The organism is Micromonospora sp. B11E3 (assembly GCF_039871625.1).
Classification (GTDB): Bacteria; Actinomycetota; Actinomycetes; order Mycobacteriales; family Micromonosporaceae; genus Micromonospora.
This window is the reverse complement of the sequence record NZ_JBDPMC010000014.1, coordinates 13,416-39,374: the sequence shown is the minus strand read 5'-3', so window position 1 is coordinate 39,374 and position 25,959 is coordinate 13,416. Positions and strand designations below refer to the sequence as shown.

At 74.3% G+C, this 25,959-nt stretch carries 8 protein-coding genes and 1 pseudogene; 7 read left to right on the top strand and 2 right to left on the bottom strand.

The genetic code is table 11. The annotated features are described in order from the left end of the window. The first annotated feature begins 2 nt into the window (after positions 1 to 2). The 3 genes from ABGB16_RS10355 to ABGB16_RS10345 all read left to right on the top strand — a co-directional run bounded on the left by ABGB16_RS10355 (position 3) and on the right by ABGB16_RS10345 (position 3,793). A complete protein-coding gene (locus ABGB16_RS10355) occupies positions 3 to 728 on the top strand; it encodes a class I SAM-dependent methyltransferase (RefSeq protein ID WP_347667770.1) in 726 nt (241 codons plus the stop codon). Between the two features lie 146 nt (positions 729 to 874). Beyond that, positions 875 to 2,437, top strand: a complete 1,563-nt coding sequence (locus ABGB16_RS10350; RefSeq protein ID WP_347667769.1) for an LLM class flavin-dependent oxidoreductase — start codon at positions 875 to 877, stop codon at positions 2,435 to 2,437. Positions 2,438 to 2,476: 39 nt separating this feature from the next. Beyond that, positions 2,477 to 3,793, top strand: coding sequence for a family 43 glycosylhydrolase (locus ABGB16_RS10345; RefSeq protein ID WP_347667768.1), 1,317 nt, complete (start codon positions 2,477 to 2,479; stop codon positions 3,791 to 3,793). Between the two features lie 54 nt (positions 3,794 to 3,847). Here the strand turns inward: ABGB16_RS10345 and ABGB16_RS10340 are convergent, their stop codons facing one another. Together ABGB16_RS10340 and ABGB16_RS10335 are read right to left on the bottom strand one after the other, a co-directional pair. After that, on the bottom strand, positions 3,848 to 5,362 hold the full coding sequence (locus ABGB16_RS10340) for a M28 family peptidase (protein ID WP_347667767.1): 1,515 nt from the start codon (positions 5,360 to 5,362) through the stop codon (positions 3,848 to 3,850). Between the two features lie 99 nt (positions 5,363 to 5,461). Continuing rightward, complete coding sequence (locus ABGB16_RS10335; protein ID WP_347667766.1) at positions 5,462 to 6,661, bottom strand: cytochrome P450; 1,200 nt, start codon at positions 6,659 to 6,661, stop codon at positions 5,462 to 5,464. 319 nt (positions 6,662 to 6,980) lie between these two features. Between ABGB16_RS10335 and ABGB16_RS10330 the strand changes: the two are divergent. The 4 genes and pseudogenes from ABGB16_RS10330 to ABGB16_RS10315 all read left to right on the top strand — a co-directional run. After that, positions 6,981 to 12,956: pseudogene (locus ABGB16_RS10330) on the top strand (type I polyketide synthase); the annotation flags it as partial. 169 nt (positions 12,957 to 13,125) lie between these two features. Next, the gene (locus tag ABGB16_RS10325) at positions 13,126 to 19,722 is read left to right on the top strand and encodes a type I polyketide synthase (RefSeq protein WP_347667765.1); all 6,597 of its coding nucleotides are present in this window, start codon (positions 13,126 to 13,128) and stop codon (positions 19,720 to 19,722) included. Continuing rightward, positions 19,715 to 24,778, top strand: a complete 5,064-nt coding sequence (locus tag ABGB16_RS10320) for a beta-ketoacyl synthase N-terminal-like domain-containing protein (protein WP_347667764.1) — start codon at positions 19,715 to 19,717, stop codon at positions 24,776 to 24,778. Before ABGB16_RS10325 ends, ABGB16_RS10320 begins: the two co-directional genes overlap by 8 nt. 37 nt (positions 24,779 to 24,815) lie before the next feature. Then, on the top strand, positions 24,816 to 25,943 hold the full coding sequence (locus ABGB16_RS10315; RefSeq protein ID WP_347667763.1) for a 3-oxoacyl-[acyl-carrier-protein] synthase III C-terminal domain-containing protein: 1,128 nt from the start codon (positions 24,816 to 24,818) through the stop codon (positions 25,941 to 25,943). The last annotated feature ends 16 nt before the right edge of the window (positions 25,944 to 25,959 follow it).

Below are 25,959 nucleotides of genomic sequence, written 5' to 3'. Positions count from 1 at the left end.
GCATGGCGCGCATCGCGTACGACCACGCAGACGCGGCGGCGTTCGAGGCGACCCGCCACCTCGCCGAGGACGGGCTCGCCTCGTGGCGGGCCGCCGCGACCCGGCACCTCGCCCCGCTGCCGGGCATGCGACTGCTCGATCTGGGCGCCGGCACGGGAAGCTGGGCGCGGAACTTCACCACCTGGTTTCCCGGCGTCGTCGCCGTCGAGCCGTCGGCGGCGATGTGCGCCCGCTCCGTGTTCGAGCCCATCCTCGCCGGCGACGCCGCGCGCATCCCGTTGAACGAGGACAGCGTCGACGGCGCGTGGCTCTCCACCGTCATCCACCATGTTCCCGACCTGACCGCCGCGGCGCACGAACTGCGCCGGGTCCTGCGCCCCGGCGCCCCCGTGCTCATCCGGTCGGCGTTCGCCGGCCGGCACCAGGCGATCACCCTGTTCCGCTACTTTCCGGAAGCCGTTCGGGTGCTCGACACCTACCCCGGCATCGCCGACGTCGAATCCGCCTTCGCCGACGCCGGATTCGCCACGGCGGCGATCGAGGAGGTCCCGCAGATCACCGCCGCTTCGCTACGGGAGGCGGCCACCGCTCTGCGGCGGGAGGCGCACACTCCGCTTCAGTTGATCACCGACGACGAGTACGCCGCCGGAGTCGAGCGACTGCACGAGGCCGCTCGTGTCGACACCGGGCCCGTGATCGATGTGCTGGACCTTCTGGTCCTGCGCTGATCGTCAGACCCGTCCGGTGAGCACCTCGTCGCGGGGCGGGCTACGGTGATCCGGTCGTACCGGCTGGTCGCGGGCCTGGCCGGGCCGGCGGCGCGGCCCAAACCGGCGGCGCGACGCGGGACGAGGGGCGAGGTGGCGCAGCGGCGATGACCGACTACGGGCACGAGCTGATCTTCGGCGGCTTCCTCACCCCCGACGCCCAGCATCCGGAGCAGGTGGTCGCCCGGGCGAAGCTCTGCGAACAGGTCGGCCTCGACCTCGCCACCTTCCAGGACCACCCCTACCAGCCGAAGTTCCTCGACACGTGGACGCTGATGTCGTACCTGGCGGCGGCGACCAGCCGGATCCGGCTGGCCGGCAACGTGCTGAACCTGCCGCTGCGCCAGCCGGTGGTGCTCGCCCGCAGCGTCGCCAGCCTGGACCTGCTCACCGGCGGCCGAGTGGAGCTGGGGCTCGGCGCGGGCGCCTTCTGGGAGGGGATCGAGGCCGTCGGGGGCCGCCGGCTCACCCCGGGGCAGTCGGTCGAGGCCCTGGACGAGGCGATCCGGGTCGTCCGCGAGGTGTGGGCGGCCGACCGGCGTGGCGGGGTCCGGGTCGACGGGGCGCACTACCGGGTGGTCGGCGCCAAGCGCGGACCCGCGCCGGCCCACGACGTGGGGATCTGGGTGGGGGCGTACAAGCCGCGGATGCTGCGGCTGGTCGGCCGGGCGGCGGACGGCTGGCTGCCGTCGCTGTCGTACCTGCCGAACGGGCCGACGGACCTGCCGCGGCTCAACGCGGTCGTCGACGAGGGCGCCGAGGCGGCCGGGCGGGACCCCCGGGCGGTGCGGCGGCTGCTGAACGTCTTCGGGCAGTTCAGCCCGTCCGGCTCGGGCCTGCTGACCGGCCCGCCGCAGCAGTGGGTGGAGGAGTTGGCCGGGCTCGCCCTCGACCACGGCATCTCCGGGTTCGTCCTCGGTGCCGACGATCCGACCTCGATCCAGCTGTTCGCCCAGGAGGTGGCGCCCGCCGTACGGGAGCTGGTCGCCGCCGAACGCCGCGAGCCAGGCACGCGGGCGGCGGCCGTCGAGGAGCAGCGCGAGGCGGTGGCGGCCGGCGGGTCCACCGCGCTCGCCGTCCGGCCCACCCCCGATCCGGGCGTACGGCTCAGCGACCGGCGGCTCTGGGACGAGTCCACCCGCCCGGTCGCCCCGCCCCCGGGGCACGTCTACACCCCGCACGCGCAGGCCGTCGGCGCGCACCTCGTCGACGTGCACGACCACCTGCGCCAGGAACTGGGCCAGGTGCGGGACCTGCTCGACCAGGTCCGGCGGGGCGTCGTCTCGGCCGGGGACGCCCGGGCGGCGCTCAACCGGATGACGATGCGGCAGAACAACTGGACGCTGGGGGCGTACTGCGCCGCGTACTGCACCGTGGTGACCCAGCACCACGGGCTGGAGGACAACTCGATCTTCCCCCACCTGCGGCGCGCCGACCCGGGACTGGGCCCCGTGCTCGACCGGCTCGAAGAGGAGCACGTGGTCATCCACGACGTGGTGGAGGGCGTGGACCGGGCGTTGGTCGACCTGCTCCGTACCCCGGGCGACTTCACCACGCTCCAGGAGGCGGTCGACCTGCTCACCGACACCCTGCTGTCCCACCTGTCGTACGAGGAGCAGCAGATCGTCGAGCCGCTGGCCCGGTACGGCTTCTACGCCGGACAGGTCTGATCCCGCGCAATGCATCGATGGCCGTGGTTATGCTCGGTCATGCGCAGAGTCCTCGCCTGCCTGGTCGCCGCGCTCGCGGCCAGCCCCTTCGTCATCGCCGCCCAGCCGGCCTCCGCCGCGACCACGCCCGCCGCGCTCGTCATCGGCAGCGACTTCCCCGACCCGGACGTGATCAAGGTCGGCGGCACCTACTACGCCTACTCGACCAACAACGGCAACGGCAACGTGCCGGTCGCCACGGCCACCTCGCTGACCGGCCCGTGGACCCGGCGGCCCGACGCCCTGCCGACCCTCGGCGCCTGGGCGAGCGGCGGCCGCACCTGGGCCCCCGACGTGTCCCAGCGCGCCGACGGCAGGTTCCTGCTCTACTACACCGCCCGCAGCCGCACCGTCGGCCGGCAGTGCATCGGCGCGGCCCTGGCCAGCTCGCCGCTCGGCCCGTTCGCCCCCGTCGGCACCGGCCCGCTGGTCTGCAACGGCGGCGAGGGCGGCGACATCGACGCCTCCAGCTTCGTCGACGGCACCGGGCTGCGGTACCTGCTCTACAAGGACGACGGCAACGCCATCGGCCAGCCGACGAGCCTCTGGCTCCAGCAGGTCGCCGCCGACGGCGTGACGCTGCAGGGCGCCCGCGTCGAGCTGCTGCGCAACGACCGCCCCGAGGAGGCCGGCGTCATCGAGGCGCCCGTGCTGACCAAGGTCGGGACCCGCTACGTGCTCTTCTACTCGCTCGGCGGCTACGGCGGCGACGGGTACCAGACCAGCTACGCGACGTCGACCTCGCTCACGGGGCCGTACGCGAAGGCGTACCGGTCGCTGTTGACCACCGCGAGCGTGGACGGCGCCGTGCGGGGCCCGGGCGGCGCGGACGTCGTGCGGGAGGCCGGCGGCGACCACCTCGTCTTCCACGGCTGGATCAACAACTACAGCGCCCGGGGGATGTACGTGGCGGCGCTCGGCTGGGCCGGCGAGTACCCTGTCGTGCGGGGCAGCCGGGTGCGCTACGAGACCGAGCGCGGAGTGCTCAACCACTGCGCCGTGCGCAACACCGCGACCGCCTCGCAGGGCCAGGTCGTGGCGTACATCGACTACGCCGACAGCTGGGTCGACGTCACCGTGTACGCCCCGCGCGCCGGCGGCTACACCGCCCACATCGCCTACGCCGCCGGCTACGGCGACGCCACCCACACGCTGACCGTCAACGGCGGCGCCGCCCAGGTCGTCGGCTACCCCAACACGGGGTGGGAGACCTGGCGGCAGGTGCGCGCCGACGTCACCCTGAACGCCGGGTGGAACACCCTGCGGCTCACCCACCGCGACCGCTGGGCCGAGCTCGACTTCATCGAGATCGCCTAGGGCCGGCCCGGGGCCGCCGCCGCTACGGCGGTGGCCCCGGGACCGGAACGGCCGCTACGCCGGGCCGTCGCCCGGCCGGGTCGGCGCCGGCGCCGACCCGGCCGCCCGGACGTCCGTCACGTCCTCGGCCAACCGCCCGAGCACCCAGGCCACGGCGGGGACGTTGGTGTCGAGGGCCTGCCGGTTGAGGCTGTCGAGCCGGTCGCAGGGCTGGTGGTAGCAGTGGTCGAACATCTGCCCCGCCTGGCCGCCGAACAGGGCCTGCTGGGCCGGCGTCTTGACCCCCAGGTTGCCGCCGTCGATCCCGCCGGTGGGGATGCCCACGGCCTCGAACGCCAGGTGGTCGGACCCGACGGAATCGGGGCTGGTCCGCTCGTACGGCAGCCCCCGACGGTCGAAGTACCCGGCGAAGAGGCCGGCGATCACATGCCCGCCGCCGGTGCCCCGGTCCCAGACGAAGCGCCCGTAGTTGGGGGAGGCGATCAGCTCCCCGTTGAGCACGGCCGCGACGCGCCGCCGCTCGTCGGCGGACAGGGTGGACACGTAGTGCCCGGAGCCGACGTTGACCATCTCCTCCGCGCCCCACCACACGAACCGCACCTTGTTGGCCACCGCGTGCTGGCGTCCGGCCAGCGCCAGGGCCACCTGGAGCACGGTGGCGGCCATCGCGCCGTTGTCGTTGATGCCGGGCGCCTCCGTGACGCTGTCCAGGTGCGCGCCGAGCAGCACCACGTTGTCCGGGTCGCCGCCGGCGGTCTCGGCGATCAGGTTCACCGTGGTCCGCTCGACGTTGCTGGCCCGCAGCGTCAGGTGCGCGCGTACGCCGCCGGCGCGCGACGCCCGCGCCAACTCCTCGCCGTCGCGCTGCGACACCGAGGCGACCGGGATCGTGAACGCCTCCGGGACGAAGGCGTGGAACCGGTAGCTGTTCTCCGGCGACGGGGTGACGTAGTACAGCAGCACGGCGCGCGCCCCGACGCCGGCGGCCACCTGCTGCTGCCGCGTGTAGCCGCAGGCCGCCCGCGCGACCACCACGACCGCCCCGGCGGCGCCGACGCCGTCGTAGTCGGCCGGGTCGCACCCGGTACGTCCGGCGATCGGCGCCACCACGGGCGCCTCGATGCCGTCGGCCGGGGTCGACGGGGTGAACCGGGTCATCAGCACCGGCACGTCCGTGACGGCGGCCCCGTCGACCCGCAGCCGCTCGGTGGTGACGTCGAAGTCGGTGTAGGGGACGGGCTGCTCCACGACCCGGTACCCGGCCGCCCGCAGCAGCGTGCTGACGTACTCCGCCGAGCGGGTGAACCCGACGCGGTTGTAGGCCCGGTTGCCGCCGCTGGCGTCGGCGATGAGCTGCAGGGCCGCCGCGTGGGCGTAGACGTCGGCGCCCGTGACGGCCGCCGCCAGCCGGTCGGCCAGGGGCGCGGCGACGCCGGGCCGCGCAGCCTCGGACCCGGCGGTGCCGGGCGCGGCCCGGGCGGCGCCGCCGGGCGGCAGGGCGGCCCCGGCCAGCAGCAGCACGCCGACCAGCCCGGCCAGTCTCTTGTGGAACGCGGTCAAGCTACGCACGACACCTCCGGTCGTCGGTGGGATTCGGGGTACGCGTCGACGGGGCGGCTGCCGTCGAGGCCGCCTGGTCCGGTCAGCCCGGCTGGTCAGCCCGGCTGGTCAGCCCGGCTGGTCAGCCCGGCGCACCGAGACGGGAAGCTCGGCCAGGCCCCGCAGGGTGGCCGTGGGCTCGTACGCGGCCGGGCCGGCCGGCGTGAATCGCAGGCCGCCGGCGCGCAGCGCCGCCAGCACCTCGCGCAGCTGGAGTGACGCCAGTCCGGCGCCGAGGCAGGCGTGCGCGCCCCGCCCGAAGGCCAGGTGCAGGCCCCGGCGCCGGTCGAGGCGCACGACGTCGGGATCGGGGAAGACCGCCGGGTCCCGGTTGGCCGCGGCGAGAAAGAGCACCAGCACGTCGCCCCGCCGGATCGGCTGGCCGCCGACCGTGCTGTCGTCGACGCACACCCGTGCGTCGGCCTGCACCGGGCCGTCGAGCCGGAGCAGCTCGTCGAGCAGGGCCTCGGTGGCGTGCGGGGTCGCGGAAGCGGCCAGCAGCCCCGGGTGCCGGACGAGCCGGGCGAGGACGCCGCTCAGCAGCCGGCTGACCGACTCGTAGCCGGCGTGCAGCACCGCCCGCAGCGAGTTGGCCAGCACCGCCACCGGTACGTCCTCCGTGCGCGCGGCCCGCCGGGCCGCCCCGAGGAAGCCCCGTTCGTCGGCGTCGGCCAGCCACCCGGCGACGAGCCGGCTCAGCTCCGCCCGCGCGTGGTTGCCGGGCTCGGCCCGGGCGGGATCGAGGCCGGCGTCCATGCTCCGCACGATCGCGTTGGACCACTGCTCGAACTGTTCGCCGTCGGGCGGCGGCACGCCCAGGAAGGCGGTGATCGTGCGCAGCGCCACCGGGCGCGCGAAGCGGCGCACCAGGTCGACCGGCCCCACCTGCCCCGCCAGCTCGGCGAGTTGGTCCGCGGCGCTCGCCGCGGCCCGCTGTCGTACGGCCTCCAGCGGCTGCTCGTGCAACGCCGAAACGAGCAGGTGCCGAATGGCGCCGTGCTCGGGCGGATCGAGTGACTGCACGCTCAGCTGGGTGTCCGGGATATCGACACCGACGCGGCGGAAGTCGGAGCCGAAGTCGGTGGTGTCACCGAGCACCTGCCGGCACTCCGCATACCCCGTGACCACCCAGGAATCCAGCACCTCGTGCCAGTGGACCTTATTCGTCTCCCGGAGTTTCCGATAGTGCGGGTACGGGTCGGCGATCACGGGCGGGGCCAGCGGATCGTAGCTCGCGTCGCGTACCGCCGCGGTGGTCTCGTCCGCCACAGGGCGCGTCCCTTCCGAGGTGGTGGGCTTGTTTGCAGGCAGGTGACACCGCGGCCGTCCGGACCCGCCCAGACGGCCGCGGCGACGCGACGTGTCAGTGGATGTAACGCATGAGCGTCTCCCTTCCACTCGGTGCCAGGATCATCGGTAAATGCTGACGACGACCGGCGGAAATCCCTGATGCGGGTCGGAAGAGGCCCGGAGTGCCGCGCTCCGGAAACGACGCAAGCCGTTGAAAAAACCTTCCGAGCGGCTTTTCCCCGCGCCATTCGTCAACCTGCCACAGCGGCTACCGGGTGTCAACGTTTGGCGTCTGGCAATGCGCTGGCCTTCATATGGTGAACCATGTCGGGACGGTAGATGCATAGTCGATCGTCATTTGCCTGGCAGGCGGCGAGCCGCCGGTGGGGCTGGCGCCGGTCGCTGCCGGGGGCGGCGCCGCGGCGGAGCGCGCCCGGTCGCCGCGTCGCCGTCGGGGCACCCGCACGTCGGTGCGCCGTCGTGCCCGACGCGGCGCACCGTCGATCGCGGCGACCGTTCCCGGCTGTGTGGCGCCCGTCTCGGCTGTCCGGCGGTGCCCGGTTGCACCGCGGCGCCCGTTGTGTGGGGTCCGTTTCGGCGGTGCGGCGGTGCGCGGTCCGGCTGTACCGCGGCGCCCGTTGTGTGGGGTCCGTTTCGGCGGTGCGGCGGTGCGCGGTCCGGCTGTACCGCGGCGCCCGTTGTGTGTGGCGTCCGTTTCGGCGGTGCCCGTTCCGATGTATCTCGGCGGCCCGTTCCCGGGTGTGCGGCGGCGGCCCCATGGTGTCCGTGCGCGAGTGCCGCACGTCGGCTGCCCGGTGATCAACTCCATGGCGGCGACATGGGCGCATCCACGCTTTGGCTTCCCGCAATCTTGGTGCGAAATGGCCCCTGGAGGGGCCGATTTTCACCAAGATCTCGGGTCGACTCCACAATGTCGGCGACATGGAGTGGATCACCCGAGCCGGGTGGGGGAGAGATTCGCAGCTCCTGTCTGGTCTGGCAGGCGTCGGCGTGTGTGATATCCGGCTGGGCTGTCGTCGGGCGTGGCCGGCGGCTTCCGGGGGGTCGGCGGGGTCGCGTCGCGCCGGATCCTGAGGTGGCGGGGCGGATGTATTCGCGGGCTGGTCATTTTGTAAGTGGTGTGGATGGGTTTGATGCGGGGTTCTTTGGTGTGTCGCCGCGTGAGGCGGTGAGTTTGGATCCGCAGCAGCGGTTGTTGTTGGAGGTGGCCTGGGAGGCGTTGGAGGATGCGGGGCAGGTGCCGGCGCGGTTGGCCGGCAGCCGCACCGGCGTCTTCGTCGGCATCGGCACCGACGACTACTCACTGATGCTGCGCTCCGCCGACCCGGCGAGCATGGACGCGTACACCGGCACGGGCAACGCCTTCAGCGTGGCCGCCGGGCGGCTGTCGTACCTGCTCGGGCTCCAGGGGCCGAGCATGGCCGTGGACACGGCCTGCTCGTCGTCGCTGGTCGCCGTACACCTGGCCTGCCGCAGCCTGCGTTCCGGAGAATCGGACCTCGCGCTGGCCGGCGGCGTCCACCTGATGCTGACCCCCCAGGGAAGCATCTACCTGTCCCGCACCCGGGCGTTGTCGCCGGACGGTCGGTGCAAGACGTTCGACGCGTCGGCGGATGGTTACGGCCGTGGTGAGGGCTGCGGTGTGGTGGTGTTGAAGCGGCTGTCGGACGCGCGGCGTGACGGTGACCGGGTGTTGGCGGTGGTGCGGGGCTCGGCGGTGAACCACGACGGGCCGAGTAGTGGCCTGACGGTGCCGAATGGTTTGGCGCAGCAGGAGTTGATCCGGTCGGCGTTGGTGGATGCGGGTGTCGAGCCGGGTGAGGTGGACTACGTCGAGGCGCACGGCACGGGCACGCCCCTCGGCGACCCGATCGAGGTCGACGCCCTGGCCGCCGCGCTGGGACGGGGGCGCGCTGCGGACCGCCCCCTGCTGCTGGGTTCGGTCAAGACGAACATCGGGCACCTGGAGGCCGCGGCCGGGGTGGCCGGTCTGATCAAGACGGTGCTGGCGTTGCGGCACGGGCAGGTGCCGGCGCACCTGCACCTGCGGACGCCGAACCCGCACATCAAGTGGGACGACCTGCCCGTCCAGGTCGCCGCCGGGACCACGCCGTGGCCGCGTGGCGAGCGCCCCCGGATCGCGGGCGTGAGCTCGTTCGGGATGAGCGGCACGAACGCTCACCTCGTCCTGGCGGAGGCCCCCGACGCAGCCGTCGCGAACGGCGTCGAGGAGTCGGGCCGTCCCGCTCACGTGTTGGTGTTGTCGGCGCGTGACGTGGGTGCGTTGCGGGTGTTGGCGGGCCGGTATGTGGAGTTGCTGGAGTCGGCGGAGGCTCCCGGGTTCACGGTGGTGTGCGCCGCGGCGGCGGCGACGCGGTCGCACTTTGCGTGTCGGCTGGCGGTGGTGGCGTCGGATGCGTCCGAGGCGGTTGCGCGGTTGCGGGGCTGGCTGGCCGGTGAGCAGCACCGTCTGGTGGTTGAGGGCGTGGTGGCCGTTGGTCGGCGTCCGCGTGTCGGGTGGTTGTTCACGGGTCAGGGTTCGCAGTGGGTGGGGATGGCCCGGTCGCTGTACGAGTCCGAGCCGGTGTTCCGGTCCGAGTTGGACCGGTGTGCGGAGTTGTTGGCGGGTGAGTTGGAGCGGCCGCTGTTGGAGGTGTTGTTCCCGTCGTCGGATGCGGATGCGGACGTGGCGGGGAAGGTGCTGGAGCAGACCGGGTTTACGCAGCCGGTGTTGTTCGCGGTGGAGTGGACTCTCGCATGTCTGTGGCGGCACTGGGGTGTGCGTCCGGACGTCGTGTTGGGCCACAGCGTGGGTGAGTTGGTGGCGGCGTGTGTGGCGGGGGTGGTGTCGCTGGAGGACGGGTTGCGTGTGGTGGCGGCTCGTGGCCGGTTGATGCAGGCGTTGCCGGCGGGTGGGGCGATGGCGGCGGTGTCCGCGCCGGTCGAGCGGGTGCGTCCGTTGCTGGAGGGCACGCCGGTCGTGGTGGCGGCGGTGAATTCGCCGGTGGAGACGGTGGTCGCCGGTCCGGGTGAGGCGGTCGAGCAGCTCTGCGAGCGGCTGTCCGGGGCGGGGGTGGAGTGCAAGGCGTTGCGGGTGTCGCACGCGTTCCATTCGCCGTTGATGGAGCCGATGCTGCCGGCGTTCCGCGAAGTGGCGCAGGCCGTCGACGTCCGTCCGGCGCAGTGTGCGGTGGTGTCGAACGTGACGGGTGGCCTGGCGGGTGAAAGCTTCGGGTCGGCCGAGTACTGGGCAGAGCACGTGACGTCCCCGGTCCGGTTCGCCGAAGGCATTGCCGCCTTTCTGGAGACCGGGTGTTCGGTGGTGCAGGAGGTCGGTCCGCATCCGGTGTTGTTGGCGGCGGGTCGGCAGTGTGTGGACGACGATGGTGAGCGGGTGTGGTTGCCGTCGTTGCGGCGGGGCCGGGACGACTGGCAGCAGATCCTCGCCGCGGTCGCGGGCCTGTTCGTGCGGGGTGTGGAGCTGGACTGGGCGGCGATCGTCGGGCCGATGGCGGCCGGGGCGGTCGGCCTGCCGACGTACCCGTTCCAACGCCAGCGCTACTGGTCGCCGGCAGCCTCGCGGCAGACCCTGGCCCTCCCGGCGCACGAGGACGGGCACCCGCTGCTCGGTCGGACCCTCTCCTCACCCGCGCTCACCGGCACCGTGTTCGAGACGGTGCTGCACCCCGAGACTCACCCGCTCCTGACCGAGCACCGCATCTACGACCAGATCGTGGTGCCCGGCGCGCACCACCTGGCGATGCTGGCCGCGGCAGCCGAGACGCGGGCCGCGTCGCCGGCGCTCACGGACGTCGTCTTCCCGCAACCGATGCTGCTCGGCGAGCGGCAGGCCCGGGTAGTGCAGGTGGTCCTCGGGGAGTCCGACGGCCAGGAGCCGCCCGTCCACCTGGTGAGCCGCGACGCCGACGAGCAGGCATGGACGACACACGCGACCGGTGCCCTGTGCGTCGACGCCGGCGACCCGGATCGGCACGAGACGCCCGCGGCGATCCAGGAGCGCTGCGTACCCGACCCCGACCACGTCGACTGGTTCTACGAGACGGGCTGGCGGCACGGCCTCGAACTGGAGTCCGGATTCCGCTGGCAGAGCCGGATCTGGCGGTGCGACGGCGAGGCGCTCTGCCAGATGCGGGCGGCGGAGGACACCGACCGGCAGGAGCGGTACGCGCTCCACCCCGGCCTGATCGACGCCAGCTTCCAGATTGTCGGCGCGGCGCTGCCGGCCACCGATCGCCAGTTCACCGTGTACGTGCCGCTCGGCCTGGACCGGTTCCGCCTGTACGGGGCCACCGGCGGACGAATCTGGGGCCACGCCCGGCTGCGGCCCGGCACCCACGCCGCCGACGAGACGTTGACGGCCGACGTGTGGCTGATCGACGACGACGGCCGCGTCGTGGCCGAGTGCCAGGGCCTGCGCCTCAAGCGCGCCGAACGGTCCGCGCTGCTCCGCGCCGGCCAGTCCCGCACCCCGGGCCTGCTCCACGAGGTGGTCTGGCAGCCCCAGCCGCTGCCGGCGCCCGTGGCCGAGGCTCCCGGACGGTGGCTCGTCTGCGCCGACCGGGCGGGCCTCGGGGCGATGCTGGCCGACCAGTTGCGCACCCGTGGACACGAGGTGGTCGTCGCCCACCCCGGCCCGTCCCTGGCGCCCCTGGACGACCGGACCTGGCAGCTCGACCCGGCGGAGCCGGCGCAGGTCGCCGAGCTGCTCAGCGCCGTCGCCGCCGGTTCGGACGTCCCGCTCCGCGGCGCCGTCCTGCTGTGGGGCCTGACCGCGGCCGGGTCCGAGCCGGACCTGTCCGACCTCGACGCCGCGCAGGCGCAGCTGCTCCGCGGAGCGCTGCACCTCGTCCGGGGCCTGGCGGGCCTGGAAGGGGTCGCCACGCCGAGGCTGCACCTGGTCACCCGGGGGGCGTGTGCGCCCGGCCCGCAGGCGCCGGTCGCCGTCGCCCAGACGCCGCTGTGGGGCCTGGGCAACGTGATCGAACTGGAGCACCCGGAGCTGTGGGGTGGACAGGTCGACCTCGACCCGGAGGCCGGTGACCCGGACGCCGCTTCCGCGCTCGCGGACGAACTCCTCGCGCCCCCGGCCGGGGAGCGGGTCGCGGTGCGCGGTGGACGGCGTACCGTCGCCCGGCTCGTCCCCCGGCAGGCCCCGCTGCCCACCGGCGCGGGGGTGACCGTCGACGGCGACGGGACGTACCTGATCACCGGCGGCCTGGGGGCGCTCGGCCTGACGGTCGCGCGCTGGCTGATCGGGCGCGGCGCCCGGCACCTGGTCCTCCTCGGGCGGCGCGCGCCGACGGGCGAGGCCGCCGCCGCGCTCGACGACCTGCGCCGCTCCGGGGCCGAGGTCACCGCCGCCCGGGCGGACGTCGCGCGGGCCGACGACCTCGAACGCCTGATCGCTGAGATCCCCGACTCGCGACCGCTGCGCGGCGTGGTCCACGCCGCCGGCGTGCTGCACGACGGCGTGCTGCTCCAGCAGCCCTGGCCGGACTTCGCCCGGGTGCTGGCCCCCAAGGTGGCCGGCGGGTGGAACCTGCACCGGCTGACCCGCGACCTGCCGCTGGACTTCTTCGTCCTCTTCTCGTCGGCGGCGTCGCTGTTCGGCTCCACCGGCCAGGCCAACTACGCCGCCGCCAACGCCTTCCTGGACGGGCTCGCCCACCACCGCAGGTCCCAGGGCCTGCCGGCGGTCAGCGTCAACTGGGGTCCGTGGACCGAGGCCGGCATGGCCGCCCGGGCGGGGCAGAGCGAGGGACGGTGGGCGGCCCAGGGCATCGGGGGGATCACCCCGGAGCAGGGCGTCGACGCGCTGGACCAGATCCTGCGCATCGACCCGGCCCAGATCGGCGTCCTGCCGGTCACCTGGTCCGCGTACCTGCGTCGCTACGCCCCCGGCGGGGAGCCGGCGCTGCTGCGGGAACTGGCCCGGAACCTGCGTACCGGGGAGCAGCAGGCCGCCCCGTCGACCGAGGGCCCCGGGCTGGCCGAACGGCTCCGCGCGGCCCCGCCGCAGGCCCGCCGCGAGTTGCTGCTCGACCACGTACGCGGGCAGGTGCTCGCGGTGCTGGGCCTGCCGGCGACGCACCACCTGGAGCCCCTGCAGAAGCTCTTCGAGATCGGCCTGGACTCGTTGATGGCGATCGAACTGAAGAACGTCCTGCAGAGCCAGCTCGGGCACCCCCTCCCGTCGACCGTGGTCTTCGAGTACCCGACGGTCGAGTCGCTCACGGACTACCTGGCGCAGGACGTCCTCGCCCTGGACACGAGCGTGGCGGAGGAACCGGAAGCCCCGCCCACCAGAACGGACACCGCCGAACGCCTCAGGACCTCTCCGAGGACGACCTGGAGGACCTGTTGGCGCAGAAGCTCGCATCCCTCGCTCAGCGGAGAAGGAAATGACCGAAGACTCGACGCGCGGAGACCAGCAGCCGGCGCTCCTGCGCGCACTCGTCGCCATCGAGGAGCTGGAAGCCGAGCTGGACGAGGCACGGCGCGCCCAGCACGAGCCGATCGCGATCATCGGGGCGAGCTGCCGCTTCCCGGGCGGCGGCGACGACCTGGCCTCCTTCTGGCGGGTGCTGCACGACGGCGTGGACGCGTCGGGCGAGGTGCCGCGCGAGCGCTGGGACCTGGCGGACTTCCACGACCCGGACCCGGACCGGCCCGGGAAGATGTACACCCGCCGGGGGCACTTCGTCGACGGCATCGACCAGTTCGACCCGGCCTTCTTCGGCATCGCCCCCCGGGAGGCCGCCAGCCTCGACCCGCAGCAGCGGATGCTGCTGGAGGTCTCCTGGGAGGCGCTGGAGCACGCCGGGCAGGTGCCCGAGCGGCTGCACCGCACCCCGACCGGCGTCTTCGTCGGCATCATGACCAACGACTACCTCCAGTTGCAGACGGCCGCGGGAGACCCCGGCCAGCTCGACCTCTACGCCGGCACCGGCAACGACCTGAGCTTCCCGGCCGGGCGGCTGTCGTACCTGCTGGGCCTTCAGGGCCCGAGCATGGCGGTCACCACCGCCTGCTCCTCGTCCCTGGTCGCGCTGCACCTCGCCAGCCGGAGCCTGCGCGCGGGCGAGTGCAACCTCGCCCTGGTCGGCGGCGTCAACGCCATGCTGGCGCCCGACGCGTTCATCACGCTGTCGAAGATGCGGGCCCTGGCCGTGGACGGCCGGTGCAAGACGTTCGACGCGTCCGCCGACGGTTACGGCCGCGGCGAGGGCTGCGGCGTGGTCGTGTTGAAGCGGCTGTCGGACGCCCAGCGCGACGGTGACCGGGTGCTCGCGGTGGTGCGGGGCTCGGCGGTCAACCACGACGGGCCGAGCGGCGGGCTGACCGTGCCGAACGGGCTGGCGCAGCAGGAGTTGATCCGGTCGGCGCTGGCGGACGCGGGTGTCGAGCCGGGCGAGGTGGACTACGTCGAGGCGCACGGCACCGGCACCGCCCTCGGTGACCCGATCGAGGTGCGTGCGCTCTCCTCGGTACTCGGCGCGGGGCGGCCCTCCGAACGGCCCGTGCTGGTCGGCTCGGTCAAGACGAACATCGGGCACCTGGAGGCCGCCGCCGGTATGGCGGGCCTGATCAAGCTGGTGCTGGCGTTGCGGCACGAGCAGGTGCCGGCGCACCTGCACCTGCGTACGCCGAACCCGCACATCCCCTGGGACGACCTGCCGATCCAGGTCCCCACGGCGCCCACGCCCTGGCCCCGCGGCGGCAAGCCCCGCGTAGCCGGTCTCAGCTCGTTCGGGATGAGCGGGACGAACGCGCACGTGATCGTGGGTGAGGCGCCGGAGCCGGTGCCGGCGGTGGTGGGGTCGGAGCGTCCGGTGCAGGTGTTGGTGTTGTCGGCGCGTGACGTGGGTGCGTTGCGGGTGTTGGCGGGCCGGTATGTGGAGTTGCTGGAGTCGGCGGAGGCTCCCGGGTTCGGGGTGGTGTGTGCGGCGGCGGCGGCGACGCGGTCGCAGTTTGCGTGCCGGCTTGCGGTGGTGGCGTCGGATGCGTCCGAGGCGGTCGCGAGGCTGCGGGGTTGGTTGGCTGGTGAGGAGCACCGCCTCGTGGTGCATGGTGTCGTGGCTGCTGCTGGGCGTCCGCGGGTGGGGTGGTTGTTCACGGGTCAGGGTTCGCAGTGGGTGGGAATGGCTCGTGCGTTGTACGAGTCCGAGCCGGTGTTCCGGTCCGAGTTGGACCGGTGCGCGGAGCTGTTGGCGGGTGAGTTGGAGCGTCCGCTGCTGGACGTGCTGTTCCCGTCGTCGGACGCGGACGACGCCGGGAAGGTGCTGGAGCAGACCGGTTTCACGCAGCCGGTGTTGTTCGCGGTGGAGTGGGCTCTGGCGTGTCTGTGGCGGCGGTGGGGTGTGCGTCCGGATGTGGTGTTGGGCCACAGCGTGGGTGAGTTGGTGGCGGCGTGTGTGGCGGGGGTGTTGTCGCTGGAGGACGGGTTGCGTCTGGTGGCGGCTCGTGGCCGGTTGATGCAGGCGTTGCCGGCGGGTGGGGCGATGGCGGCGGTGTCCGCGCCGGTCGAGCGGGTGCGTCCGTTGCTGGAGGGCACGCCGGTCGTGATCGCGGCGGTGAACAGCCCGGTGGAGACGGTGGTGGCCGGTCCGGGTGAGGCGGTGGAGGAGATCCGCCAGCGACTCACTGATGCGGGCGTGGAGTGCAAGTCGTTGCGGGTGTCGCACGCGTTCCATTCGCCGTTGATGGAGCCGATGCTGCCGGCGTTCCGTCGGGTGGCGCAGACGGTTGAGGTGCGGCCGGCGCAGTGCACTGTGGTGTCGAACGTGTCCGGTGGCCTGGCGGGGGAGGGCTTTGGTTCGGCCGGCTACTGGGTGGAGCACGTGACGTCCCCGGTCCGGTTCACCGAGGGCATGGCGGCCCTGGTCGAGTCGGGCTGCCAGGTGGTGCAGGAGATCGGCCCGCATCCGGTGTTGTTGGCGGCGGGTCGGCAGTGTGTGGACGACGACGGTGAGCGGGTGTGGTTGCCGTCGTTGCGGCGGGGCCGGGACGACTGGCAGCAGATGCTTGCCGCGGTCGCGGGCCTGTTCGTGCGGGGTGTGGAGCTGGACTGGGCGGCGATCGTCGGGCCGGTAGCAGCGGGGGCGGTCGCACTGCCGACGTACCCGTTCCAACGCCAGCGCTACTGGTCGGCGCCCGCACCCGGCGCGCACAGCCGCCGCCGGCCGGGCGACCACCCGCTGCTCGGGCAGCGGCTGCGTACGCCGTCGCTGCGGGACACGGTCTTCGAGGCCGCGCTGAGCGTGGCGGCCTACCCCCTCCTGGCCGAGCACCGGCTCGGGGGCCAGGTCGTGGTGCCCGGCGCCCACCACCTCGCGATGCTCCTCGCGGCCGCCACCGAGGCCGGTCCGCAGAGCCCCGGCCTGCGGGACGTGCTCTTCGCCCAGCCGCTGACCCTGCCCGAGTCGGGCGAGCGCCCGGTGCAGACGGTCCTGGCATCGGACGGTGCGTCCGTGCGGCTCGTCACCTACGACGACCCCGCCTGGACCGAGTACGCCACGGCACGGCCGGACCCGGAGGGCGCCCCGGAGGAGGCCGCGTGGGAGCTGGCGGAGCTGGGATCGCGCTGCGACCGGTCACTCGACGACCTGGACGCCTTCTACCGGGCCGTCACCGACGCCGGCCTCGACCTCGGGCCGGGCTTCCGCTGGCTGGACGAGGTCCGCACCGGCGACGGGGTGGCGGTCAGCGCCGTCCGCGTGCCCGGGCAGCTCGACCCGAGCGTGCCGTACCCGGTGCACCCCGGCCTGCTGGACGCCTGCTTCCAACTGCTGGGGCTGACCCGGCCGCAGCCGGACGGCGGGCTGGCGATCCACGTCCCGTTCCGCGTCGACCGCCTGCGCGCCGTCCCGTCCGCCGAGCCGGAGCTGCGGGCGTACGCCCGGACCCGGCCCGACGGCGACTCCACGACCGACGTCGTGGGGGACGTCCTGGTCGTGGAGCCCTCCGGCCGGGTGGTCGTGGACCTGCGCGGCGCGCGGCTGCGGCACCTCGACCCGGCGGCGCTGCGCCGCCCGGCCACCGCCGCCGCCGACGACCTGCGCTACGAGATCACCTGGCCCGTCGCCGGGCCCGCCGCGGAGGCCGCGACGCCCGGCGCGCCGGGCGCGTGGCTCGTCTTCGCGGACGCCGAAGGGCTCGGCCGGCAGGTCGCCTCGCTGCTGGCGGCCGACGGACACTCCTGCACGTTCGTCCGGCCCGGTACGTCGTTCGAGCGCACCGACCCGGACGGGTACCGCGTCGACCCGCAGCGCCCGGAGGACCTGGCCCGGCTGCTCGACGCCGCCCCGGCCGGCGGCTGGCGGGGCGTGCTGCACCTGTGGGCGCTGGACACGCCGGCCGACCCCGACGCGGACCTGCCGAGCCTGCGGGACGCCCAGCGGACCGTCCTGCAGAGCACCCTGCACATGGTGCGGGCGCTGGCGACGCGGAGCCTGTCCCCCCGGACGTACCTGGTGACCCGGGGCGCCCAGCCGGTCGGCGAGCCCGTCGGGCCGCTGGCGCTGGGGCAGGCCCCGCTGTGGGGCATGGCCGGCGCGATCGCGCTGGAGCACCCCGACCTGCGCTGCACCCGGATCGACCTGGACCCGGCCGACACCGGCGGCGACGCGGCGCTCCTCGCCGCCGAGCTGCGCGCCGACGGCCGCGACGACCAGGTCGCCCTGCGCGGCGCGGCGCGCCACGTCGCCCGCCTGGCCCGCTGCGCGGGCGACGACGGCGGACGGCTGGTGCCGCCCAGCGTCGAGTCGTTCCGGCTGGAGGTGGCGACCCCCGGCGTGCTGGACCGGCTGGTGCTCCGCCCGGTGCCGCGCCGGTCGCCGGCCCCGCACGAGGTGGAACTGCGGGTCGGGGCGACGGGGCTCAACTTTCGCGACGTGCTCAACGTCCTCGGCATGTACCCGGGCGAGGCGGGACCGCTCGGCCTGGAGTGCGTCGGCGAGATCGTCGCACTCGGCGCCGGCGTGCGCGACCTGGCGGTGGGCGACCGGGTGGTCGCCCTGGCCCCCGGCGGCTTCGGCAGCTTCGTGACCGTCGGCGCCGACCTGGTCGCCCCGGTGCCGGCCGCCGTCACCGACGCCGACGCCGCGACGATCCCGGTGGCCTTCCTGACCGCGCTGTACGCGCTGGAGCACATCGCCCGGCTCGCCCCCGGCGACCGGGTGCTGATCCACGCGGCGGCCGGCGGCGTCGGCATGGCCGCCGTGCAGATCGCGCAGGCGGTCGGGGCGGAGGTGTACGCGACGGCGAGCCCGGCGAAGTGGCCGGTGCTGGAGCGGATGGGCGTCCGGCACGTCTTCCACTCGCGTACCCTCGCGTTCGCCGACGAGATCCGCGAGCGCACCGGCGGCGCGGGCGTGGACGTCGTCCTCAACTCGCTGACCGGGGACTTCCTCGTCGAGAGCATGCGGCTGCTGCGCCCCGGCGGGCGGTTCGTGGAGATCGGCAAGCGTGAGATCTGGTCCACGGACAAGGCGGCCCAGGTCAACCCCGACGTCACCTACACCGCCTTCGACCTGGTGGAGCTGTCCCGCGACGAGCCGGCGACCGTGCGGTCCCTGCTGCGCGAGCTGATGGCGAGGTTCGCGGCCGGCACGCTCCGGCCGCTGCCGCGGCGCGTGTTCGGGCTGCCGCGGGCCGTCGACGCGTTCCGGCACATGGCGCAGGCCCGGCACGTCGGCAAGATCGTCGTCAGCCGGCACGACGACGCCGACGGCGGGGCGGACGACGTGGTCCGCGCCGACGGGACGTACCTGATCACCGGCGGCCTCGGCGGCCTCGGCCTGCACGTGGCGCGGTGGCTGGTGGAGCGCGGCGCGCGGTCGCTGGCGCTGGTGGGACGCGGCGGCGTCACCGACGCGAACCGGGCGGACGTGGCGGCGTTGCGCGACGCCGGGGCGCGGGTCGAGGTGCTGCGCGCCGACGTCGCCCGACCCGAGGACGTGGACCGGCTCGTCGGGGAGGTCACCGCGACCCTGCCGCCGCTGCGCGGCGTCGTCCACGCGGCGGGCGTGCTCGACGACGGTGTCCTGCTCCAGCAGGAGTGGCCGCGCTTCGAGCGGGTGCTCGGGCCGAAGCTGGCCGGGGCGTGGAACCTGCACCGCGCCACCCGCCAGCTCGACCTGGACTTCTTCGTGCTGTTCTCCTCCGTGGCCTCGATGCTCGGCTCCGCCGGGCAGGCCAACTACGCGGCCGGCAACGCCTTCCTCGACGCGCTCGCCGAGGAGCGCCGCCGGCAGGGGCTGCCGGGGCTGAGCGTCAACTGGGGCCCGTGGCGCGGCGCGGGCATGGCCGCCTCCGTGGACGACCGGGGCGACCGCCAGTGGGCGCTGCGTGGCATGGGTCTCATCGACCCGGAGCGGGGCGTCGCCGAGCTGGCCTGGGCGCTCGGGCAGTCCCGGGCGCGGGTCGGCGTCGTCGCGGCCGAGTGGGGGCCCTACCTGCGGCAGTACCCGCCGGGGCGCCGGCCGCCGCTGCTGGACGACCTGGCCGGGCCGGTGGACGGCGACGCCGGGTCCGCGGCGGTCCGCGGCGAGCACCGGGCGCTGCTGACGCTGCTGGAGGCCGCGCCCCCCGACGACCGGCTGGAGCTCGTCGTCGCGCACGTGCGGGACCTGGCGGCCCGGGTCCTCGGCCTGCGGGCCGCGCACACCCTGGACACCCAGCGGCCGCTCAACGAGCTCGGCCTGGACTCCCTGATGGCGGTGGAGCTGCGCAACGCGCTCAGCCTCAGCGTCGACCGGTCGCTGCCGGCGACCGTGCTGTTCGACTACCCGACCGTCGAGGCGCTGGCCGGGTTCGTCGTCGCGGAACTCCAGCTCGCCGAGCCGGCGCCGGAGCCGGAACCGCCCGCCGCGGCGACGACCGCCGAGGCGGCCCGCGACGCCTGGCTCGCGGAGATCGAGCAGCTCTCCGACGCCGAGGTCGAGGCGCTGCTCGACCAGGAACTCTCCCAGACCCGGAAAAAGGACTCCCATGAGTGACGACGCAGCCCGAACCGACCGGCTGTCGCCGCTGCAACGGGCGCTGCTCGGCATCCGCGAGCTGCGTTCCCAGCTCGACGACATCGAGCGCGCCAGGACCGAGCCGATCGCCGTGATCGGCATCGGCTGCCGCCTGCCCGGCGGCGCGAACGACCCCGAGTCGTTCTGGGACCTGCTGCGCGACGGCGCGAACGTGATCCGCGAGATGCCCGCCGACCGGTGGGACGTCGACGCGTACTTCGACCCCGACCCGGAGGCGCCGGGGAAGATGAGCAGCCGCTGGGGCGGCTTCGTCGACGACATCGACGGCTTCGACCCGGCGTACTTCGGGATCTCGCCGTGGGAGGCGGCGAACATGGACCCGCAGCAGCGCCTGATGCTCGAGTGCGTGCAGGAGGCGCTCGACGACGCCGGGCAGGTGCGCTCCGAGCTGCGCGGCAGCCGGACCGGCGTGTACATCGGCCTGGCGCACAGCGAGTACGGCTGGCTCAACTTCAACAATCCACACCTGGCCAACGTCTACACCGCGACCGGGTCGTTCGGCTCGATCGTCGCCAACCGCGTCTCGTACGTCTACGACCTGCGCGGCCCCAGCTTCACGATGGACGCCGTTTGCTCGTCGTCGCTGCTGGCCGTCCACCAGGCGTGCGAGAGCCTGCGCAGCGGCGACTGCACCATGGCGGTGGCCGGCGGCGCGGGCCTGTTCCTCAAGCCCGAGGGGTTCGTCTGGTTCACCAAGCTCGGCGTGCTGTCGCCGCAGGGGCAGTGCCGGGCGTTCGACGCCTCGGGCGACGGCATCGTGCTCGGCGAGGGCGTGGCGGCCGTCGTGCTCAAGACGCTGTCCCGCGCCGTCGAGGACGGCGACCCGATCTACGCGGTGCTGCGCGGCAGCGCGGTCGTCCAGGACGGCCGCAGCAACGGGCTGACCGCGCCGAGCCGGCTCTCCCAGGAGGCGATGCTGCGCGAGGCGTACGAGCGGGCGGGCGTCGACCCGGCGGCCGTGCAGTACGTCGAGGCGCACGGCACCGGCACCATCCTCGGCGACCCCATCGAGGCCCAGGCGCTCGGCGCGATCCTCGGCGCGCGCCGCGACCCCGACCGGCCGCTCATGATCGGCTCGGTCAAGACCAACATCGGCCACCTCCAGATGGTCGGCGGCCTCGCCGGCCTGATCAAGGTGGTGCTGGCGATGAAGCACCGCCAGCTCCCGGCGAGCCTGCACTTCGACGAGCCCAACCCGCACATCCCCTTCGACGACTACCGGCTGCGGGTGCAGGACCGGCTGGGCCCGTGGCCGTACGAGGGGCCGATGCTGGCGGGGGTCACCTCGTTGAGCTTCGGCGGCACCAACGTCCACGTCGTCGTGGAGGAACCCCCGGCCCGGCCCGGTGCCCCGGTGGCACCCGCCGACCGGGACGCCGAGCGGGCCCGGCTGATGCCGCTGTCCGCGCACAGCCCGGCCGCGCTGCGCGACCTCGCCGGCGCGTACCAGGAGTTCGTCGGCGACCCCGCGACCGACCTCGACGACCTCTGCCGCACCGCGAGTCTGCGCCGCAGCCACTACGACGAGCGGCTGGCGATCAGCTTCGCCTCCCGAGCGGAGCTGGTCGACCGGCTCGCCGCCTTCCGCGACGGCGCGGCCCGGCCCGGCACGTCCCGGGGCGACCGCTCCCAGCACCTCCGCCGCCGGCTGGTCTTCGTCTTCCCCGGCCAGGGCGGCCAGTGGGTCGGCATGGGCCGCCGGCTGCTGGACCGGGAGCCGGTGTTCCGGCAGGCGATCGAGGAGTGCGCCGCCGCGATGCGCCCGTACGTCTCCTGGTCGCTGCTCGACGAGCTGCGCGCCACCGAGGCGCAGTCGCGGCTCGACGAGATCGACGTGGTGCAGCCGACGACCTGGGCGGTCCAGGTGGCGCTGGCGGCGCTGTGGCGCTCCTGGGGGATCGTCCCGGACGCGGTGGTCGGCCACTCGATGGGGGAGGTCGCCGCCGCGCACGTCGCGGGCACGCTCAGCCTCGACGACGCCGCCCGGGTGATCTGCCGCCGCAGCGCGCTGGTCCGGCGGATCCGGGGCCGGGGCACGATGGCCGTGGTGGAGCTGCCGCTCGACGAGGCGCGCGCCGCCATCGCCGGCCTGGAGGACCAGCTCGCCATCGCGGTGAGCAACAGCCCCACCACCACGGTCCTGTCCGGCGACACCACCGCCATCGAGACCGTGCTGAAGACCCTCGCCGACCGCGACGTGTTCTGCCGGCAGGTCAAGGTGGACTTCGCCTCGCACAGCCCGCAGGTGGACGAGCTGCGCGCCGACCTCCTCGCCGAGCTGCGCGACGTACGACCCCGCGAGTCCACGGTGCCGATCCACTCCACCGTGACCGGCCGGCCCACCGACGGCCGGGAGTTCACCGCCGACTACTGGGCCGACAACCTGCGCGAGCCGGTGCTGTTCTCCACGGCGGTCGGGCAGCTCGTCGAGGCCGCGCCCACGCTCGTCATCGAGATCAGCCCGCACCCGATCCTGCTCTCCTCGGTCGAGCAGTGCGCCCGGCACGCCGGGACGACCGTCGTCGCGCTGCCCTCGCTGCGCCGCGACGAGGAGGAACGCGGCGTGCTGCTGGGCACCCTCGGCGCCCTCTGGACGCTCGGCCACCGGGTCGACTGGCGACGCCAGCACCCGACGGACCGGCCCGTGCTGCGCCTGCCCCGCCACCCCTGGCAGCGGCAGCGCTGCTGGCTGGACTTCGACCCGGCCGGCGCCGCCCACCCGGCCCCGCCCGGCGGGACCGTCGTCCGGGGCGGCGAGCCGGCGTCGGCCGGGACCGAGCGCTACTTCCGGGCCGCCGCGCCCGGCGCCGAGCACTTCTGGGAGCTCACCGTCGACCGGGCCTCCTGGCCGGAACTCGACGGCCACCCGAGCCTGCCCGAGGCGGCGTACGTGGACCTGGCGCTCACCGCCGCCGCCCCGTTCGCCGGGGCGGCGGAGTGCGTGCTCACCGACGTGACGTTCGCCGGGCCGCTGCCGGTGTCGGGGGAGGGCAACGTCGCCCAGGTGGCGGTCGACCGGCCCGGCGACGACGGCACCGGCTGGCAGGTGTTCAGCCGCCCGGCCGGCGACCCGGCCGGGCCGTGGGTGCGCCACGCCCGGGGCGTCGTCCGGCCCGCCGCGAGCGGGCGGCCGTACCTGTCGCCGCGCGAGACGCCGGACGCGATCCGGGAACGCTGCACCGCCGAGGTGACCGGGGCGGCGTACTACGACAGCCGGGCGGCGGCGGGGCTGACCGACGGCGCCGGCACCCGTACGGTGCGACGGCTGTGGCGGGGCGACGGCGAACTGCTGGCGCTGCTCGCCGCCCCGACGCCGGGGACCGGGTCGCCGGGGGACTGGCGGCTGCTGCACGGCGCGTTCGACCTGCTCCCGGTCGTCGCGGCCGACCCGGCGAGCATGGGTCCCACAACCCCGAGCGAAGGATCGGCTCCGCTGGCTGCCACCGCCGGTTACCGTCCCGCCGCGGTGGAGCGCCTGCGCGTGCACCGACCGGTGACCGGCGAGCTGTGGGCGCACGTGCGGCTCCGGGAGGTCGGCGACGACGCGCTGACCGGCGACATCCGCCTCCTCGACGCCGAGCTGCGGACCGTCGCCGAGGTGACCGGGCTGCGCTCGACGGTCGGCGGGCCGAGCGCCCCGGCCGGCCCGGCCGCGGCCACCTCCTCTGCCGCCACCGTCGGCGTCCCGCGCGGCCTGCGCGCCACGCCGGCGCTCGCGGACGCGTCCGGGCCGGCCACCGCCATCGTCGGCGACGCGTCCGGCCCGGCCAGCGGGACCGCCGGCGACGAAGCCGGCCCGGCCGACGCCGGGACGGAGGCGACGGAGACCGAGCCGAGCAGCCGGAAGGCGCTGCTGACCGTCGCGCCCGCCCGGCGGCGGGCCGTCCTCACCGGATACCTGCGGGAGCAGATCGCGGCGGTGCTGGGCCTGCAGCCGCAGCAGCTCGAGACGGACCAGCCGCTGCTGGGCCTCGGGCTGAACTCGCTGATGGTGTTCGAGCTGCGCAACCGGCTGCGGGTCATGTACGGGGCGCAGATCGACCCCCAGGAGTTCCTCTCCGGCATCACGGTGGCCCGGATCGTCGAGCACGCCCTGGCGGCGGTCGACGCCGGCTCACCGGAACCCGCGCCGCAGCCGGCCGGCGCCCCGCAGCCGGCGGCCACGCCGGTGCCGGCCGTGCGCCGTCCCGCGCCCGCCCGCCCGGCCACCGTCGAGGTCAGCGCCGACGCCGCCGACTGGCTGCTGCGGCGGACCCCGGACCCGGCCGCCCGGCTGCGGCTGTTCTGCCTGCCGTACGCGGGCGGCAGCGCGTCGCTCTTCCGGGACTGGGCCGACGAGCTGCCCGCCGGGGTGGACGTCTGCCCGATCGAGCTTCCCGGCCGCCAGCAGCGGCACCGGGAACCCGCGTTCACCCAGATGTCCGCGCTGGCGCGGACGCTGGCCGGGGTGCTGCGGCCGCACCTCGACCTGCCGTACGCGTTCTTCGGGCACAGCATGGGCGGCCTGATCGCCTTCGAGCTGACCCGGCAGCTGCGCCGGGAGGGCCTGCCCGGCCCCGCGCACCTGTACGTCTCGGCGGCCCGCGCCCCGCACCTGCCCGACCTGGAGCCGCCGCTGCACCGGCTGCCGGAGGCCCGGCTGATCGAGAAGCTGCGCGCCATGAACGGCACCCCGGAGGAGATGCTGCGCGACCCCGACGCGATCGCGCTGTACCTGCCGGTGCTGCGCGCGGACTTCGCGATGGTCGAGACCCGCATCCACCACACCGAGGCGCCGCTGGACGTGCCGCTGACCGTCTTCGGCGGCGAACGGGACGACAAGGTCACCCGCGACGCGCTCGCCGCCTGGCGCGACCAGGCCGGCGGCGACTTCGCCGTCGAGATGCTTCCCGGCGACCACTTCTTCGTCCAACGGGACCGCGCGGCGCTGCTGGCCGCGCTGTCCCGGCGGCTCACGCACGACCTGGCGCGGCTCGACGCCCCGGCCGCGCCCGACGACCCCGCACTTTCCTGACCGAGAAAACCCCGACAGTCCTGAGGAGGACGGGCAGATGCCCTACATCGTCGCAACCGAGACCAGCCTGCCTGGTTACTACTACGACCAACAGACCCTCGCCACGACCCTGCGCAAGTACTGCCAGGCGATCGGGCTGGACATCGACCTGGACATCATCGACAGCCTCTTCAAGAACTGCCAGATCGACGGCCGCTACTTCGCGATGCCGCTGGACACGTTCTTCGAGCCGCCGCCGTTCAGCACCGTCGCCGCCCGCTGCGTCGAGGAGGCCGCGGACCTGTGCGAGAAGACGGTCCTCAAGCTGCTCGCCAGCGCGGGCCTCGCCTCCACCGAGGTCTCCCAGTTCACCTCCATGCTCAGCACGGTGGTCTCGGTGCCCACCGTCGACGCGATCCTGATCAACCGGATCGACTTCGCGCCGACCATGAAGCGGGTGCCGATCAACGGCCTGGGCTGCATGGCGGGCGTGGCCGGGCTGAGCCGGGTGGCCGACTACCTCAAGGGCCACCCGACCGACGCGGTGATCCTGCTCTGCTGCGAGCTGGGCGGCACCGCCTTCTGGCAGGGCGGCGTCCAGGGCTACCTCCAGGAGGCGCTGAACCGCGACCTCACCGAGAGCGCCTTCTACACCGACCTGGTCTCGCAGATCGTCACCGTCGCGCTCTTCGGCGACGGGGTGGCCGCCACCCTGATGGTCGGCGACGAGCACCCGCTGGCCCGCCCGGGGCTGCCCCGGGTGGTCGACACCCGGTCCGGCTTCCTGCCCGACACGCTGCACGTCGCCGGCGTGGACGTGCTGGACAACGGCTTCCGCAACCGGCTGAGCGTGGACGTGCCCGGCCTGGCGAAGGTCGGCCTGCGTCCGGTGATGGACCCGCTGCTGGCCGACCACGGCCTCGCCGTGTCGGACATCGGCCACTGGATGATCCACCCCGGTGGCCCGAAGGTGCTGACGGCGACGGCGGAGGAGTTCGGGCTCACCGACGAGAACCTGAAGCTGAGCCAGCACGTGCTGCGCACCGTCGGCAACGTGTCGGGGCCGACCGTGCTCTACATGCTCGACCAGACCTTCGCGGAGTACGACCTGGAGCCCGGCACGTACGGCATGGTCGTCGGCATGGGGCCCGGCTTCTCGCAAGAGGCGGTCCTGCTCCAGTGGTGACCCGGCCCGGCGGCGC